Genomic DNA, 16,847 nt, shown 5'->3' with positions numbered 1-16,847 from the left:
ACACGGCGCTGACCTGCGCGGACCGTCGATTGTCAGTGCCGGTCCGTAAAGTCGTCGGCACATGACCGGACCAGGTCGTGCGGCCCGCGGACCAGACGAGGAGGTGCGCCGCGATCATGCCCGCCGACGCGCTCGCGCGCCTCGCCCCCGTCTTCCTGCCCGCACCGCTGCCCCGCGACGGACGTATGGCCTTCTGGTCACCCGAGGACGCGCCGCTGCCCGCCGGCCTCGCACCGCAGCCGACGGATCTCGCGGTCGTACGGAGAAGGGGTGCCGTAATCCGCACGGTCCAGGTGCCCGCCCTCGCACTCGACCTGGAGCAGGCACTCCCGGCCCTGCTGCACGCCCGCACCGCACCGCGGGCCCACCCCGCTGCCGCCGCCTGGGGCGCTGCCGCCCACTTCGCCCTGCACCTGGTGGCCCGCGGCCGGCTGCTGCCCGGACTCACCGGCGACGACCTCGACGCCTGGCGGGCCGGACCGCTCGAAGCGGAGGACATCCGCCACCTGCGCGCGGTCGCCGCCGCCCTGCCGTACGAGGGCCACGCGAGCCCGCTGCCCGGCAGCAAACCGCTCCAGCTCCCGGCTCCCGAAGCCTTGATGCGGGCCTTCCTCGACGCCGTCGCCGACACCCTGCCCCGCACCCCCGCGGCCGGCCATGCGGTGGGCGCGCCCTTCGCCGCCCGTGCCCCGCAGCGGCTGCCCGAGGCGAGAGACTGGGCGGCGGAAGCGGCAGCCGGCATGGACACCGGGGTGCGCATCTCGTTCCGCCTCGACCTCAGCGGCTACCACCTCTTCGACCGCAGCGAGGACGAGCAGGCCCCGGGCGCCGCTGCGATCGTCCAGGTGCACAGCCTCGCCGACCCCACCCTCGTGATCGACGCGGCGGCGCTGTGGGCGGGCGAGGGCGACGCGGTGTTCGGGCCGCGCGCCCGGGTGGACGCGGCCCTCGCGCTGCGCCGCGCCGCCCGCGTCTGGCCCCCGCTGGAGCGCCTCACGGAGCGGGACACCCCCGACGTACTGGCCCTCACCGAGGAGGAGTTGTACGAGCTGCTCGGCACCGCCGCCGCCCGGCTGACCGCCGCCGGGGTGGGCGTGCACTGGCCGCGCGACCTCGCGCAGGACCTGTCCGCCGCTGCGATCGTCCGCCCGGCACCGGGCTCGGCCACGGACGGCACCGGCTTCTTCGAGGCGGACCAACTCCTCGAATTCCGCTGGCAGCTGGCGCTCGGCGGCGAGCCGCTCAGCGAGGCCGAGATGGACCTGCTCGCGGAGTCCCATCGGCCGGTCGTCCGGCTGCGCGACTGCTGGGTCCTGGTCGACCCCGCGCTCGTCCGCAAGGCACGCAAACGGGAGCTGGGCCTGCTCGACCCGGTGGACGCCCTGTCGGTGGCGCTCACCGGCGAGGCCGAGGTCGACGGCGAGCAGGTCGAGGCCGTGCCCGTCGGCGCGCTCGCCGCCCTGCGCACCCGCCTGACCACCGCCCTGGCCCCGGCCGAACCGCCGCCGGGCCTGCGGGCCACCCTGCGCGACTACCAGCTGCGCGGCCTGACCTGGCTCGACCAGATGACCTCGCTCGGCCTCGGCGGCTGCCTCGCCGACGACATGGGCCTGGGCAAGACCATCACCGTCATCGCCCTGCATCTCAAGCGCGCCCGCAGCGAGCCCACCCTCGTCGTGTGCCCGGCCTCGCTGCTCGGCAACTGGCAGCGCGAGATCGAGAAGTTCGCCCCGGGCGTCCCCGTGCGCCGCTACCACGGCACGGGCCGCACCCTCGACGACCTCGAAGGCGGCTTCGTCCTCACCACCTACGGCACGATGCGCAGCGCGGCGCCCCGCCTCGCCCAGCAGGCCTGGGGCATGGTCGTGGCCGACGAGGCGCAGCACGTGAAGAACCCGGTGTCGGCCACCGCCAAGGCGCTGCGCACCATCCCCGCACCCGCCCGCGTGGCCCTCACCGGCACACCGGTGGAGAACAATCTCTCGGAGCTCTGGGCCCTTCTCGACTGGACGACGCCCGGGCTGCTCGGACCGCTCAAGGCGTTCCGTTCGCGGCACGCGCGCGCGGTCGAGGGAGGCGAACACCCGGACGCCGCCGAGCGGTTGGCGCGCCTGGTGCGGCCCTTCCTGCTGCGCCGCAAGAAGTCCGACCCCGGCATCGTGCCCGAGCTGCCCCCGAAGACCGAGACCGACCACCCCGTGCCCCTCACGCGCGAGCAGGCCGGGCTCTACGAGGCGGTTGTCCGCGAGTCCATGGCGGCGATCGAGGCAGCGGAGGGCATCGCCCGGCGCGGCCTCGTCCTCAAACTCCTCGGCGCCCTCAAACAGATCTGCAACCACCCGGCGCAGTACCTCAAGGAGGGCGGCGGCACGGAGCTCGGCGGGGTGCGGCTCGAGGGGCGCTCGGGCAAACTCGCCCTGCTCGACGAGCTGGTGGACACGATCCTCGCGGAGGACGGTTCGGTCCTCGTCTTCACGCAGTACGTGGGGATGGCCCGGCTCATCGCCGCACACCTCGCCACCCGCGCCGTACCGGTCGAGATCCTGCACGGCGGCACCCCGGTCGCGGAGCGCGAGAAGCTCGTCGACCGCTTCCAGGCAGGCGCGACCCCGGTGCTGGTCCTGTCCCTGAAGGCGGCGGGCACGGGGCTCAACCTCACCCGGGCCGGCCATGTCATCCACTTCGACCGCTGGTGGAACCCGGCGGTGGAGGAGCAGGCCACCGACCGCGCGTACCGCATCGGCCAGACCCAGCCCGTCCAGGTGCACCGCCTGATCACCGAGGGCACGGTGGAGGACCGTATCGCCGACATGCTCGCCGCGAAGCGGGAGTTGGCCGAGGCGATCCTGGGCTCCGGAGAGTCCGCCCTGACCGAACTCACGGACCGCGACCTGGCCGACCTGGTGTCGCTGAGGAGGTCGGCATGAGCAGCACACCGAAGGGCAGCCCAGCAGACCGAGCCCGCGAGGCGCTGCGAGCGGCGCGCGCGGAGCGGGAACGGGAGCGGGCGGCGGGGAGGACGGCCTCGGTCGGGTCGGGTTCGGATGCGGCCTCGGTCGGGTCGGGCGCGGATGGGGAGCCGAGCACCGCGGCTCCGGGCTCGGCACCCGGGCACGGCTCGGCGTCCGGCGCGTCGCCGGACTCCGGTACGTCGTCGGAGGCCGGTACGTCGGCTGATGCGTCGAACTCCGGTACACCGTCCGCGGATGCGGCGTCGAGCTCCGACGGTTCGGCCGAGGAGTCGGACCCCACACCCCAGCCCGCGCGCCAAGCAGGGGCGCCGGAGACGTCGGCCACGAGCCGGGACGCGACCGCACGTCCCGCGGACGCGGCACGGGCCGCGCTGCGTGCGGCACGGTCGGCCGCGACGGTGGTGCCCTCAAGTGCCCCTGCTCCCGAGGGCGTTGACGATGCGACTGACCCTTCGCTGAAGAACTCCGATGCCGACGATGAGTCGGCGCAGGAGCGCCGCGCGAAAGGGGCGCCTCCGCAGGATGAGTCCCCCCAGGGACGGCGTGAAGGCCACGAGGCCGATGAAGCCCGCGCGGCCTTGCGGGCGGCGCGGGCGGCGGCGCGCCAGGAGGAGCGTTCGACGCGCCCGAGCCGGACCGGGCAGACGTCCCGCCGGGCCAAGCCCCAACGGGACCGGCCTCAGGGGGAGTCGGCGCGCGCGGACGGGACCGGCACGCGCCGTCCCCGTGCCGCAGCCGCGGATCTTGCCGGGCTCCTGCAGAGCATCGGGCGCGGGGGCACAGGCGACGCCCCGGCTCTGGGCGCCAGGGGCGACGCATCAGGCGAGGCGCGTACGCATGGGGTCGAGCGTCCGCGTGCGGGCGCACCCGTGGAATCAGGTGCGGGCGCCCCCGAGGGGCCATGTGCGGGTTCGCTTGAGAGGCTCCGCGCGGACGCTCCCCAGCCGCCTCGCACGGACTCGCCCGAGACGCCCCGTGCCGGCGCACCCGAGACGCTTCGCACGGACGCCGCGAAGTCGCCCTCTACGGACTCGGAAGAGACGCCTTGCGCGGGCCTGTCCGGGGCATCTCCTGCGGACTTCAGCAGCCCGGCCCGCCGCAAGGCGGCCGGGCGGGGCGAGCTCGGCGGTGTCGACGCTTCCGCGGTCAGGGCGCCCGATACCTCCGCGGTCACGGCGCCCGATACCTCCGCGGTCAGGGCGATCGATACCTCCTCGAGCAGAGCGATCGATGCCTCCGCGAGCAGGGCAGCCGACACCTCCCGTAGGTTCGAGCGCGACCTGCGTCGTACGTTCTCCGCGCTGCCCCAACGCCCCACCCGCGAGGGAGAGTTCGCGGACACCTGGTGGGGCAACGCCTGGGTGCGGGCCCTCGAAGAGGTCGCCGCGGATCCGGCGCGGCTCAAGCGGGGGCGTGGGTACGCGGATCAGGGGCATGTCGAGGCGATCACCGTGACGCCCGGCAATGTGCTCGCGTATGTGCAGGGCAGCCGCCAGCGCCCGTACCGGACGCGGATCAGGCTGCGCACGCTGGACGACGCGGACTGGGAACGGTTCCTGGACGCCGCCGCCGACCACCCGGGGCACCTCGCGGCGCTGCTCGACCGCGAGCTGCCGCAAGGCCTCGTGGATCTCGGCGTTGACCTGCTGCCCGGCCCGGGCGACCTCCAACCCGACTGTTCCTGCCCGGACTTCGGCCACCCGTGCAAGCACGCCGCCGCCCTCTGCTACCAGACGGCACGCCTCCTCGACGCGGACCCGTTCGTGCTCCTGCTGCTCCGCGGCCGGGGCGAGCACGGGCTGCTCGACACCCTCGCGCGCCGCAACGCCCATCGCGCCGCCCGCGCGGAACCGGCCGCGCCGCCGATGCCGGGCGTCCGCGCGGCGCAGGCCATGGAAGCGCGGGCGCAAGCGCTCCCGCCGCTGCCCGCACCCCTGCCGAGGCCCGCGCAGCCCGGCCCGCCGCCCGCCTACCCGGCGGCGCCCGGGGGGCCCGACCCCCTGGCCCTCGATCAGTTGGCGACCGACGCGGCCGCCCGCGCCCACGCACTCCTGGGCACCGGCGAGGACCCGCTCGCCGGACTCACGCTCTGGCAGGACGCGGTGCGCATCGCCGCCTCCCAGCCGGGATCCGGGCTCACCGGCCAGACCCGCGCGCTGTATGCGCGGCTTGCCGAGGCGACGGGCCGTTCGACCACCGACCTCGCGCGCGCCGTGGCCGCCTGGCGGCAGGGCGGCCTCGACGGACTCGCCGTCCTGGAGGAGACCTGGAATCCTCCGGCCGGCCCCTTCGACCAGGCGCGCCCGGCGCTCCTCGCGGCCGAACACCCGCCGTTCCGCCCCTCGCACAACCGCCTCACCCACCCCGGCGGCCACCTCCAGCTGCGCTACGGCAGGGACGGCTACTGGTACCCGTACGAGTCGGAGCCCGGCCGTGACGACTGGTGGCCCCGCGGCACGAGAGACCTCGACCCCGTGGGCGCGCTGACCGGCTGACGCAAGCGAGCACTGCACAACCCCAGCCCCCAGGCCGCCCGCCCCGCCCTACCGCAACCGCGTCACCACCAGCAAATACTCCTTGCGGTGCAGCGGGTTGTGGTCCGTGCGCGGGCGCGCGGGTGGCTCGCCCGTCACCGGGCGGTAGCCCGCGAACGACGACTCCACCACCCCTTCGCCGCGGGTCAGCCCCGGCAGCAGCTGACCCAGGCGGTGCAGGCTCGCCGCCGGGATCTCGGCCTCCACCGAGCACACCGCACCCCGGATCTCCGGCGTCCCTGGCACGGCACGCAGCCGTCCCAGCAGGGAGAGCACCGGGCTCAGGGCGTCCGCGGGAAGGTCGAGGCGGACGTGGTGCACCGGTTCCTCGACCCGCGTGCCCGCCCCCCGGAGCGCGTCCATCAGGACCAGCGGGGTGAGCTGCCGGAAGTCCCGCGCCGTACTCGACATGCTCTTGTCGAAGGTCGCATGCGCGTGGCTCTGCCGCGGCCAGTACCCCGAGTGCGTCATCGTCACCTTGCAGTCCAGGACCCGCCAGCCGCGCAGCCCTTGGCCGAGCGTTTCGTGCACCGTCTCCTCGACGGCCTTGAAGAACGCGTACGGCATGGAACCGAGTTCGACCTCCAGGCCGAAGGCCACGCCGCTGCCCGGGGGAGCGGGTTCGACGCGCAGCCCCACCGTGCCGAGGAAGGGCGGCAGGTCCTTCTCGTAGCCGTGCCCCACGCCGACCGGGCGTTCCACACAGATCGTGGTGGTCTCGCGGAAGGCGACGTCGAGGCCGAACTCCTCGGCGAGCGTGGTCTGGATGACCTCCTTCTGCACCTCGCCGTAGAGCGACAGGTACACCTCGCCGCGCACGTCGTCCTGGCGCAGGCCGATCAGCGGGTCCTGCTCGGCGAGTTGGGCCAGTGCGAGGTGCAGCGCGCCGCGGTCCGTCTCCGTGCCGGGGACCACCACCGTCTCCAGGGTGGGCGGCGCGAAGTGCGCGTCCGGGGAGTCCTTGCGGGCCTCGCCCACCCAGTCCCCGATCCGTACCTCGCCGAGCCCCCACACCTTCGCGATCTCGCCGGCCCGCACCTCGGAACGCCGTTCGACCGCGCCTTCGTGGAAGACCTCGACCGCGGTCACCTTGCTCTCGTACGGCCCGTGCCCGGGCTCCCGGTCCGCACCCCGCTCGCCCACGAGCCGCCCGCTCGCGTACGCCGATCCGTCCGGCCCACCGGGCACCCGCCCCACCGGCACCCGCTCCCGCACCCGCAACGCACCGGAGAACATCCGCACATACGCGATCTTCTCGCCCGCCCCACCGCGCTCCACCTTGAACACCGTGCCGGACAGCGGCCCGCGTCCGCCGCCCTCCCGCACACGCGGCAGCAACGTGCGGATGCCGTCCATGAGAGGGGACACGCCGGCGCCCGTCACCGCCGAACCGAAGAACACCGGGTGCACCAGGCACGCCCGCGTCTGCTCGGACAGGCCTCGGATGAGCCGCCGGTACGGCACGGACGCGCCCTCGACGTAGGCCCCGAGCAGTTCGTCGTCCTGCTCGGCGAGCACCTCGGCCAGGCGCCGGCGGAAGCCGTCGTCCCCGGGTCCGTGGGGGAGTGCGCGCGCCTGACGGGTGCCGATGCCGTGCACCGTTCCCATCGCGGGCGCGGCCGGGGTCAGGCGCTGGGTGATCTGGCGCAAGGTGGCGTCGAAGCGCGCACCACCACGGTCGATCTTGTTCACGAAGATCAGCGTCGGGATGCCGAGCCGGCGCAGCGTGCGCAGCAGGATCCGCGTCTGCGCCTGGACCCCTTCGACGGCCGACACGACGAGCACCGCGCCGTCGAGCACGCCGAGCGCCCGCTCCACCTCGGCGATGAAGTCGGGATGGCCGGGGGTGTCGATGAGATTGACGGTCACCCGGTCCCCGGGCGGACCGATCGGGAACGAGACCACCGCCGACTTGATGGTGATCCCGCGACGGCGCTCCAGAGCGAGCGAATCCGTCTGTGTGCTGCCTTCGTCGACGCTCCCGGGAGCGTCGATCACACCGGCGGCGTGCAGCAGCCGCTCGGTCAGACTGGTCTTACCTGCGTCGACATGGGCCAGAATGCCCAGATTCAGCGACGGGGTGTGGGAGAGCACGAAGCGTCATGTCCTTCGAGGAGAGGGTCGGGGTCAGCGAGCGGGACATGGACGTCTGGCGCATTTTCCGATTCCTCCTCGTATCGCCGCTTCGTCGCGGCGTTCGGCGGGTGTGAGTACAGCAGCGGGTCCGGGGGCGGGGCAAGCGATTAATTCCCGGCCCGGGGAGGTGCTGCTTCGCTACGGGGAGGACCGCTCCGCCGGCGGCGAGCCCGGCCGTGGCCTGGCAGTTCATCGAACGCTCGCCGCCGTGCGCCCCAAGTGGCCGCTGTCGCCTGCCCGTTGAGACGGCGTTCGTGGCCGAAAAACCTCGGCGCAACCGTCTTGACGCACCCCCGTAACGACTCTACTTTCCTTGGTCATACGTAGAAGCAGCCGCCCGAGTGCCGTCCGCATCAGCGCTCATACGTATGAGCACCTCCTTCAGCGCCCCGCACAGCGATCACGAAGAGCAGGAGTCAGCCATGCCCACCAGACGAGACTTCCTAGTGCGCGCCACCGCGGCGGCCCTCGCCGTCCCGCTCGGGGCGAGCGCCTGCACGGCGGGGACCGGTGCGGGCGCGGCCGGCACCGGCGGGGGCAAGGCCGTGGACACGCTCGTGTTCGGCAAGACCGACGCGGGGACCACCTTCGTCCGCAACTACAACATGTTCACGCCCGCCACCCAGAAGACCCCGCACGGCGAGCTGATCTACGAGTCGCTGCTCCGGGTCGACTACAGCGACGGCGCGAAGGTGAAGCCGTGGCTGGCCGAGAGCGCCGAGTTCGACGAGGCGGGCACCACGCTCACCGTGCAGCTGCGCGACGACGTGACCTTCTCCGACGGCAAGCCCCTGACCGCCGACGACGTCGTCTTCTCCCTCGGCGTCCCGCTGAAGGACCCGTCGTTCAACACCGGCGGCATCACGTACGAGAAGGTCGAGAAGCAGGACGAGCGGACCGTCACCGTCCGCTGGCCGCGCCCCGCGTTCAGCGAGTCCAGCCAACTCGCCTCCATCCAGGTCCCGATCGTCCCCAAGCACATATGGGAGGGCAAGGACCTCAAGAGCTGGACCAACCCCGACCCGGTCGGCACCGGCCCCTTCACGCTGGAGCGCTTCGCGGCACAGCAGCTCACCCTGAAGGCGCGCGAGGACTACTGGGGCGGCGCGTTCGAGCTGAAGACGCTGAAGATCGTCCCGACCAGCCCGGACACCGTGAAGGCGCAGCTGCTGCGCGGCGAGGTCGACTGGACGCTCCAGGCCTGGAACGGGGCCGAGAAGGAGTACGTCGCGAAGGACCCCAAGCACCACCTGTACGAGAAGTACGCGACGGGCGGCGCCTATTCGCTGTTCTTCAACACCGCGCGGGCACCCTTCGACGACGTCCACGTGCGGCGCGCGCTCGCCCTGACCATCCCGCGCAAGGACATCGTCACGACCCTCCAGCGCCCGGGGACCGAGGCGGGACCGACCGGCCTGGTCGACGAGATCTTCGCGGATGTGATCCTGCCCGAGTACCGGGGCAAGGTGCAGCAGGTGGACGTGGCGGCCGCGCTCAGGGAACTGGAGCAGAGCGGCTACGAGATCAAGGGCGGCAAGCTCGTCAAGGACGGGAAGTCGTACACGCCGAAGATCTCGTTCAACCAGGACTTCGGCTGGGACGCCTACGCCAACCTCATGATCCGCAGCTGGCAGAAGCACCTCGGACTCACCGTGAAGTCCACGGGCGCTCCCGGCGCCAACCTCTTCGAGCAGCAGCAGACCGGCGACTTCGACCTCACGATCTCCACCACGGGCGGCGCCGGAGTCGCCGGCCTCTACAGCGCGCTCAGCAGCCGTGCGTACCGGCCGCTCGGCGAGAAGGCGGCCACCAACTTCGGCCGCTGGAAGGACGGGAGGACCGAGGCCGCGATCGCCCGCATGCAGGGCACGAACGATCCGGCCGTGATCGAGAGCGCGGCGCACGAGCTGCAGAGGATCGTCGCCGAGCAGGTGCCGTTCTCGCCGATCTACAACAGCTACTGGTTCGTCGCCGTCAACGCCAAGCGCTGGACCGGCTGGCCCACCCCGGAGAACTTCACCGCCGTCCCCATGCTCGGCCTCGGCCCCGATGCCACACGCACCCTCCAGTCCCTGAAGCGGGCGGCCAAGTGACCACCATGACCCTGGAGAAGACGGATCCGGCGCCCCCTGCGCGCCGGGCCCGTGCTCCTCGCCGCTGGGGGTTCCTGGGGCGCCGCCTCGGCTTCTACCTGGCCGCCGCCTGGTCGGCGCTCACCCTGAACTTCTTCCTGCCCCGCCTGATGCCGGGCGACCCGTCCGCCGCGATCGTGGAGAAGCTCCAGCGCGCCAGCGGCCAGCAGCTCTCCCCGAGCGCCCTGGAGTCCATCCAGAAGATCTTCGGCGACCCGGGCGCCAACCTGGGCCGCCAATACCTCGACTACCTGGGCCAGTTGGCGCGCTTCGACCTCGGCGTCTCGGTGAGCAACTACCCCGTGCCGGTCAGCGAACTGGTCTGGCAGGGCCTGCCCTGGACGCTGCTCCTGGTCGGTTCGACCACCGTGGTCGCGTTCGTCCTCGGCACCGGCATCGGTGCGGTGGCGGGCTGGAAGGCGGGCGGCCGCTTCGACACCGTCGTCAGCCCGCTCACCACCTTCGTCTCCGCGGTCCCGTACTTCTGGATGGCGCTGCTCGGCCTGTGGCTGTTCGCCTTCGTCCTCGGCTGGTTCCCGCTCTCCGGCGGATACGACGCCGACCTGGCCGTCGGCTTCTCGCCGGCCTTCCTCCTGAGCGTCCTGCACTACGGGGCGCTGCCGGCCGCGACCATCGTCTTCTCCGCGTTCGGCGGCTGGCTGCTCGGCATGCGCAACATGACGGTCACCACCGTCCGCGAGGACTACGTGCTGCTCGCCCAGGCCAAGGGCCTCTCCCACCGCCGGGTGCTGCTGCGGTACGCGGCCCGCAACGCCGTGCTGCCGAACTTCACCGGCTTCGCGCTCGCCCTCGGTCACGTGGTCGGCGGCGCCCTGCTCACCGAGGTGGTCTTCAACTACCCCGGCATCGGCTATCTGCTCTACACCTCGCTCCAGCAGCGCGACTACCCGGTGATGCAAGGGGTGTTCTTCCTGATCATGCTCACCGTGCTGCTCGCCAACCTGCTGGCCGACTCGGTGTACGCCCTGCTCGACCCCCGTATCAGAGAAGGAGGGTGACGGCCTTGAGCACCGGGTTCCTCGCGAGCTGGAAGGTCCGCACCGGCCTCGCCGTCCTGACCTTCTTCATGCTGCTCGCCCTCCTCGGCCCTTGGCTGACGGAACTGCTCGGACTCGATCCGCGCGCCAACGACACCAGCGCCATCGCCCAGCCGCCCGGCGGCGAACACCTCCTGGGCACCGACCAGTTCGGGCAGGACGTGCTCGCCCAGGTCGTCGCGGGCGCCCGCGGTTCGATGTACGTGGGCCTGGTCGGCGCGCTGGTCGGCACGGCCATGGCGATCCTGGTCGGAGTGCCCGCCGGCTACTACGGCGGGCGCGTCGACGGCGCGCTGAACTTCCTGACCAACCTCTTCCTCGTCCTGCCGGTGCTGCCGCTCATCCTGATCGTGGCCGGCTACCTCCAGGGCACGGGCCTGACCACCATCGCCCTGATCATCGGCTTCTTCGGCTGGTCGGGCGGCGCCCGCACGCTGCGCGCCCAGGCGCTCAGCATCGCCCACCGCGACTTCGTCCGGGCGATGCGCATGCTCGGCGAGAAGGGCCGCCGCCTGGTCTTCTTCGAGGTGCTGCCACACCTGACCGGCCTGATCGCCTCCATGTTCCTGCACGCGATGATCGGCGCCGTGATGGCCGAGGCGGGGCTCGCCTTCCTCGGCATCTCCGACTCCTCGGCGATCAGCTGGGGCACGATGATCCAGTCCGCCCAGCAGCAGAGCGCCGTACTGCGCGGCCTGTGGTGGTGGTTCGTGCCGCCCGGCCTGTGCATCGCCCTGATCGGCACCGCGGCCGCGCTGGTCAACTTCGGCGTCGACGAACTCGCCAACCCCAAGCTCCGGGCGGCCCGCCCTGTATCGGTGCGGCGTGCCAAGCGCCTGGCCCGGGCCGCCGCCACGACCGGAGGAGGCTCCCGATGACCGTACGAACCGCGGGCCAGGAGAAGCGCTCGCAGACGACCGCGGGGACCACCGTCCTGGACGTGCGCGGCCTCACCGTCGAGTACGCCACGGGCGGCGCCCCCGTCCGCGCCTGCTCCGATGTCTCCTTCACCCTGCGCCGGGGCGAAATCCTCGGTGTGGCGGGCGAGTCGGGCTCCGGCAAGTCCACCCTCATCACCGCCCTCACCCGGCTCCAGCGCCCGCCCGCCGTCACCACCGCCGGGAAGATCCTCTTCCACGGCCGCGACAACGCACCGCCCGTCGACCTGGCCGCGCTCGACGGCCGGCAGCTGCGCCGCTACCGCTGGTCGGCCCTGTCGATCGTCCTTCAGTCCGCGATGGACGCGCTCAACCCGGTGATGCCGATCGGCGCCCAGTTCGCGGACGTGCTGCGGGCCCGCGACCGTACGCTCGACAAGAAGCGGGCCTGGGCGCGCGCCGCCGAACTCCTCGCCCTCGTCGGCATCTCCGCCGACCGGGTCCGCGCCTACCCGCACCAGCTCTCCGGTGGCATGCGCCAGCGCGCCGCCATCGCCCTCGCGCTGGCCTGCGGACCGGAACTCGTGGTGATGGACGAGCCGACCACGGCCGTGGACGTGGTGATGCAGCGCCAGATCCTCGCCCAAGTCCTCAGGCTGCGCCGCGAGTTGGACTTCGCGGTCGTCTTCGTCACGCACGATCTGTCGCTGCTCCTGGAGCTCGCCGACCGGATCGCCATCATGTACGCCGGGCGCATCGTCGAGGTGGGCGAGGCGGCCACGCTCTACCGCGATCCGCGGCACCCGTACACCCAGGGCCTGCGCGACTCCTTCCCGCCGCTGCACGCCCCGCTGCGCACCCTGCACGGCATCCCCGGCACCCCGCCCGACCTGCGCAACCCGCCCCCGGGCTGCCCGTTCCACCCGCGCTGCGGGCAGCGCACCGCAGGCTGCGACGAGCGGCTGCCGGCCCTGCTGCCGGTGGCGGCCGGGCCCGGGCACGAAGTGGCGTGCCTGCTCGGTGAGCAGCGGAACCACGGCCTCTCCGAGCAACGGGGCCAGGCGCTCGGTGAACAGCGCCCCCACGACGAGACAGAAGGAGGCGGAGTCCGATGAGCGACCTCCTGCACGGGGTGACGGGCGAGGAGGCGGGCGAGGAGGTGTCCGTGACCGATCGGCACGGCGCACCCTCGCCCGACGAGGGGTACGTCCTCGAAGCCCGCGACGTCTCCAAGCACTTCACCGTCCGCGGCACCCTCGGCCGCACCTCCGTCGTACGGGCCGTGGAGCACGCGACCGTACGGCTCAAGCCCGGCCGGATCCTCGCGCTTGTGGGGGAGAGCGGCAGTGGCAAGACCACGCTGGCCAGGATGCTTGCCCGGTTCCACGAGCCGACCGAGGGCGAGATCCTGCTGCGCGGCGAGCCCGTGCGCGGCAGCCGGCGCGAGCGGCGGGCCTACCACTCCGAGGTGCAGCTGATCTTCCAGGACCCCTTCGGCTCCCTGAACCCGCTGCACCGCGTCCGCTACAACCTCGACCGCGCCCTGCGCCTGCACCAGCCGCAGCTCGACCGGGCCGGACGGGACCGCCGCATCACCGAACTCCTGGAACGCGTGAGCCTCACGCCGGCCGCCGAGTTCGCCGCCAAGTTCCCGCACGAACTCTCCGGCGGACAGCGCCAGCGCGTGGTCATCGCCCGCGCACTCGCCGTGGAACCCAAGGTGCTGCTCGGCGACGAACCCATCTCCATGCTCGACGTGTCCATCCGCCTGGAGATGCTCAACCTCCTTCAGCGGCTGCGCGCCGAGGACGGGCTCGCGCTCCTCTACATCACGCACGACATCGCCAGCGCCCGCTATCTCTGCGACGAGATCGCCGTGATGTACGCGGGACAGATGGTGGAATCCGGCCCCAAGGAGGAGGTGATCGCGGCGCCGCAGCACCCGTACACCAAACTGCTCATAGAGTCGTCGCCGGACCCCGAGCGCGGGGTGGAGGACCGGGAGGCGCTGTTCGCGGGCGCCGACGAACTCGGCGAACCGCCCAGCCTGATCGATCCTCCGGCCGGCTGCCGGTTCCATCCGCGCTGCCCCTTCGCGATGCAGGAGTGCCGCGAACAGGAGCCGCCGCGCACGGAGTTGGGCGGCGGGCACTGGGCCAAGTGCTGGCTGCACACCAAGGGCCGGGCCGGGGAACTGGCCGCGACCACCCATGCCGAGGCGACCGCCGCCCGGCGCAGGACACCCGAGGGGGCATCGTGACAGCACGACGGCGCGGCAAGGCGCCCAGCCAGGCGGACGTGGCGCGCCTGGCCGGGGTCTCCCAGTCGGCGGTCTCCCGGGTGATCAGCGGGAACGCGGCGACGGCCCGGATCCCCGAGGACACCCGGCAGCGCATCTTCCAGGCGGTACGGGAGCTCGGCTACGTCGCCAACCCCGCAGCCCGCGCGATGCGCGGCAAGCGCACCAACCTCCTCGGCGTGCACACCTTCGAGCGGGTCTTCCCGCACGCACGCGAGGACTTCTACTTCGAGTTCCTGCTCGGCATCGAGGAACGGGCCGAGGAGACCGGCTTCGACCTGGTCCTCTTCACCTCGACCGGCTCCGGCGGCAGCGGCGAACGCGGCGAGCGCAAGATCTACAAGGACGGCACCAACCGGCTCAACATGGCCGACGGCAGCATCCTGCTCGGTGTCTCCACCGACCGCGGCGAGCTGGCCCGGCTCTGGTACGAGGGCTACCCGTTCGTGCACATCGGCCGCCGTGAGGTGCCCGGCGCGGAGATCCCGCAGGTCGTCCCCGACTACCGCGGGGCGAGCGGGGCAATCGTGGACCGGCTCGCGGAGCTCGGCCACCGCCGTCTCGGATACGTGCGCGAGTGGCTGGAGATGGAACCGTACGAGGACCGGCGCGCCGGCTACGCGGAGGCGGTGGAGCGCCTCGGCCTCACCGATGAGTCCCCGGGCTTCCGCGGCGCCCACGGCATCGAGGCCGACTGGCTGGACGAGGTGGCGGGCGGTGCGGCCACCGCGATCGTGGTGGAGAGCGTGCGGCTCGCGGAGTCCCTGCGCGACCAACTGGCCGCCCGGGGACGGAAGATCCCCGACGACGTGTCCGTGGCCGTGCTCGAAGCGGCACCCGCCGACCTGTCCGGCCAGTGGGACTCGCTGGTGATCCCGCGCACCGAGATCGGCCGGATCGCCGTGGACCGTTTGCAGGCCATGCTCGACGACCCCGACCAGCGCACCGGAAGCCTCCTCGTGCCCTGCCCGCTGATCCCGGGCACGACGGTGGCTGCCGTGGGCGACTAGCAGCCCGCACACCCCATCCCGGCGCCATCAGGGCGCGCCGCCCACGCGAGCGGCGCCGTCCGCCGCTCCCGCCTGCCCCGGAACGGCGTACGGCCCGTCCGCCCTGCCCCGTCTCGCCCCCGTACGTCCGATGAGACCTCCCCGAACGGCAGTCCCACGCCCCCGTACGCCCGATGCGACCTCCCCGAACGGCAGTCCGGCAGCACCGGCAGAAGGAACCAAGCCCCATGAGAGAAATGCGTACCGAGCTCCTCGTCGTCGGCGGCGGGCTCGGCGGTGTGGCCGCGGCGCTCACCGCTGCCCGCCTCGGCCGCACCGTGGTCCTCACCGAGACCACCGACTGGCTCGGCGGCCAGCTCACCGCCCAGGCCGTGCCGCCCGACGAGCATCCCTGGATCGAAGGGTCCGCCGCACCGCCGGGCTACGCGGAACTGCGCCGCCGCGTGCGCGCGTACTACCGCCGCAACTACCCCCTGCTGCCGGCCGCCGCCGAGGATCCGCGGCTCGACCCCGGACTCGGAATCGTCAGCCGCATGTGCCACGAACCGCGCGTGGCGGTGGCCGTCATCGAGGAGATGCTCGCGCCCTGGCGGTCCTCCGGCGCGATCACCGTCCTCACCGGTTACGAGCCCGTCGCCGCGCACACCGACGGCGACCGCATCGAGGCGGTCACGCTGGCCGGCCGGGACGGGCACGAGCTCACCGTGCACGCCGCCTACGTGGCCGACGCCACCGAACTCGGGGACCTCCTCGAACTGGCCGGTGTGGAGCACGTGTTCGGCGCCGAGGGGCGGGACGAGACCGGGGAGCCGCACGCGCCCGAGACCGCCGACCCCCTCGACCAGCAGGCCGTGTCCTGGTGCTTCGCCCTGGAGCACCGGCCCGGCGAGGACCACACGATCGACCGGCCGGCCGCCTACGGCCACTGGAGCAGCGCCGTCGCCCCCTTCTGGCCCGGACCCCAGCTCTCCTTCACGGACGTCGTGCCGATCACGCTGGAGGAGCGGACCTGGAAGCTCATGGACGCGGACCGGGAGGCGGGGGAGCACTTCGACCTCTGGCAGTTCCGCCGCGTCCTCGCCCGCGAGCAGTTCGCCGCCGGTGCCTTCGCCTCCGACATCACCGTCGTCAACTGGCCCCAGATCGACTACTGGGAGGCGCCGCTCCTCGGCGTCGGACCCGAGCAGCGCGCGGCCGCCCTCGACGCCGCCCGCGGGCTCTCCCTCTCCTTCCTGCACTGGCTTCAGACCGAGGCGCCCCGCCCCGACGGCGGGACGGGCTGGCCTGGACTGCGGCTCCGCCCCGATGTCACGGGCACGCCGGACGGCCTCGCGAAGGCGCCGTACATCCGCGAATCCCGCCGTATCAAGGCCGAGTTCACCGTCCTCGAACAGCACGTGGGCGTCGCGGCGCGGCCGCCGGGCGCGGGCTGCGAGGTCTTCCACGACAGCGTCGGCCTCGGCAGCTACCGGATCGATCTGCACCCGAGCACCGCGGGCCGCAGTTACGTGGACATCGAGTCGTATCCGTTCCAGATCCCGCTCGGCGCGCTGATCCCCGTACGCGTCGACAACCTGCTGCCCGCCAACAAGAACATCGGCACCACGCACATCACCAACGGCTGTTACCGCCTGCACCCCGTCGAGTGGGCCATCGGCGAGGCGGTCGGCGCGCTCGCCGGCCACTGCCTCGACCGGGCCCTGCCGCCCCGCAAGGTCCGCTCGGACCCCACGCAACTCTCCGACTACCAGCGGCTGTTGAGCCACACCCTCGGCATCCGGCTCGCCTGGCCCGAGGAGATCCGCAGCCGCCCGCACCACTACTGACA

The 16,847-nt window shown here is 72.7% G+C and carries 10 protein-coding genes; 9 read left to right on the top strand and 1 reads right to left on the bottom strand.

Annotation, left to right across the window (positions count from 1 at the left end; translation table 11 throughout):
• Window positions 1–116: 116 nt before the first annotated feature.
• A complete protein-coding gene (locus BLT97_RS05505) occupies window positions 117–2,927 on the top strand; it encodes a DEAD/DEAH box helicase (protein ID WP_093607469.1) in 2,811 nt (936 codons plus the stop codon).
• Window positions 2,928–3,343: 416 nt separating this feature from the next.
• Window positions 3,344–5,467: an SWIM zinc finger family protein gene (locus tag BLT97_RS39065; RefSeq protein ID WP_245769186.1), complete on the top strand. Its 2,124-nt coding sequence runs from the start codon at window positions 3,344–3,346 to the stop codon at window positions 5,465–5,467.
• 48 nt (window positions 5,468–5,515) lie between these two features.
• Here the strand turns inward: BLT97_RS39065 and BLT97_RS05495 are convergent, their stop codons facing one another.
• The gene (locus BLT97_RS05495; RefSeq protein WP_245769142.1) at window positions 5,516–7,600 is read right to left on the bottom strand and encodes an elongation factor G; all 2,085 of its coding nucleotides are present in this window, start codon (window positions 7,598–7,600) and stop codon (window positions 5,516–5,518) included.
• Window positions 7,601–8,064: 464 nt separating this feature from the next.
• On the opposite strand from BLT97_RS05495, the gene BLT97_RS05490 reads away from it, so the two are divergent.
• From BLT97_RS05490 to BLT97_RS05460, 7 genes are all read left to right on the top strand, one after another.
• Window positions 8,065–9,735 carry an ABC transporter substrate-binding protein gene (locus tag BLT97_RS05490; RefSeq protein WP_245769141.1) on the top strand — a complete coding sequence of 557 codons (1,671 nt, stop codon included), beginning with the start codon at window positions 8,065–8,067 and terminating at the stop codon, window positions 9,733–9,735.
• A gap of 5 nt (window positions 9,736–9,740) precedes the next feature.
• Window positions 9,741–10,793: an ABC transporter permease gene (locus BLT97_RS05485; protein ID WP_245769185.1), complete on the top strand. Its 1,053-nt coding sequence runs from the start codon at window positions 9,741–9,743 to the stop codon at window positions 10,791–10,793.
• Between the two features lie 5 nt (window positions 10,794–10,798).
• Entirely contained in the window at window positions 10,799–11,710 is a 912-nt protein-coding gene (locus tag BLT97_RS05480; protein WP_218137283.1) for an ABC transporter permease, read from the top strand.
• Window positions 11,707–12,825 (top strand): ABC transporter ATP-binding protein, encoded by a 1,119-nt coding sequence (locus tag BLT97_RS05475; protein WP_093607467.1) that lies wholly within the window; start codon window positions 11,707–11,709, stop codon window positions 12,823–12,825. The genes BLT97_RS05480 and BLT97_RS05475 overlap by 4 nt, the downstream gene beginning before the upstream one ends.
• The gene (locus BLT97_RS05470; protein ID WP_245769140.1) at window positions 12,822–13,970 is read left to right on the top strand and encodes an ABC transporter ATP-binding protein; all 1,149 of its coding nucleotides are present in this window, start codon (window positions 12,822–12,824) and stop codon (window positions 13,968–13,970) included. The genes BLT97_RS05475 and BLT97_RS05470 overlap by 4 nt, the downstream gene beginning before the upstream one ends.
• Complete coding sequence (locus BLT97_RS05465; protein WP_245769139.1) at window positions 13,967–15,019, top strand: LacI family DNA-binding transcriptional regulator; 1,053 nt, start codon at window positions 13,967–13,969, stop codon at window positions 15,017–15,019. Before BLT97_RS05470 ends, BLT97_RS05465 begins: the two co-directional genes overlap by 4 nt.
• A 236-nt stretch (window positions 15,020–15,255) precedes the next feature.
• Entirely contained in the window at window positions 15,256–16,845 is a 1,590-nt protein-coding gene (locus BLT97_RS05460) for an FAD-dependent oxidoreductase (protein ID WP_093607466.1), read from the top strand.
• Window positions 16,846–16,847 lie beyond the last annotated feature (2 nt).

Origin of the sequence: Streptomyces indicus, assembly GCF_900100315.1 — a bacterium.
GTDB lineage: Bacteria > Actinomycetota > Actinomycetes > Streptomycetales > Streptomycetaceae > Streptomyces > Streptomyces indicus.
This window is presented reverse-complemented; position numbering and strand designations above follow the sequence as displayed.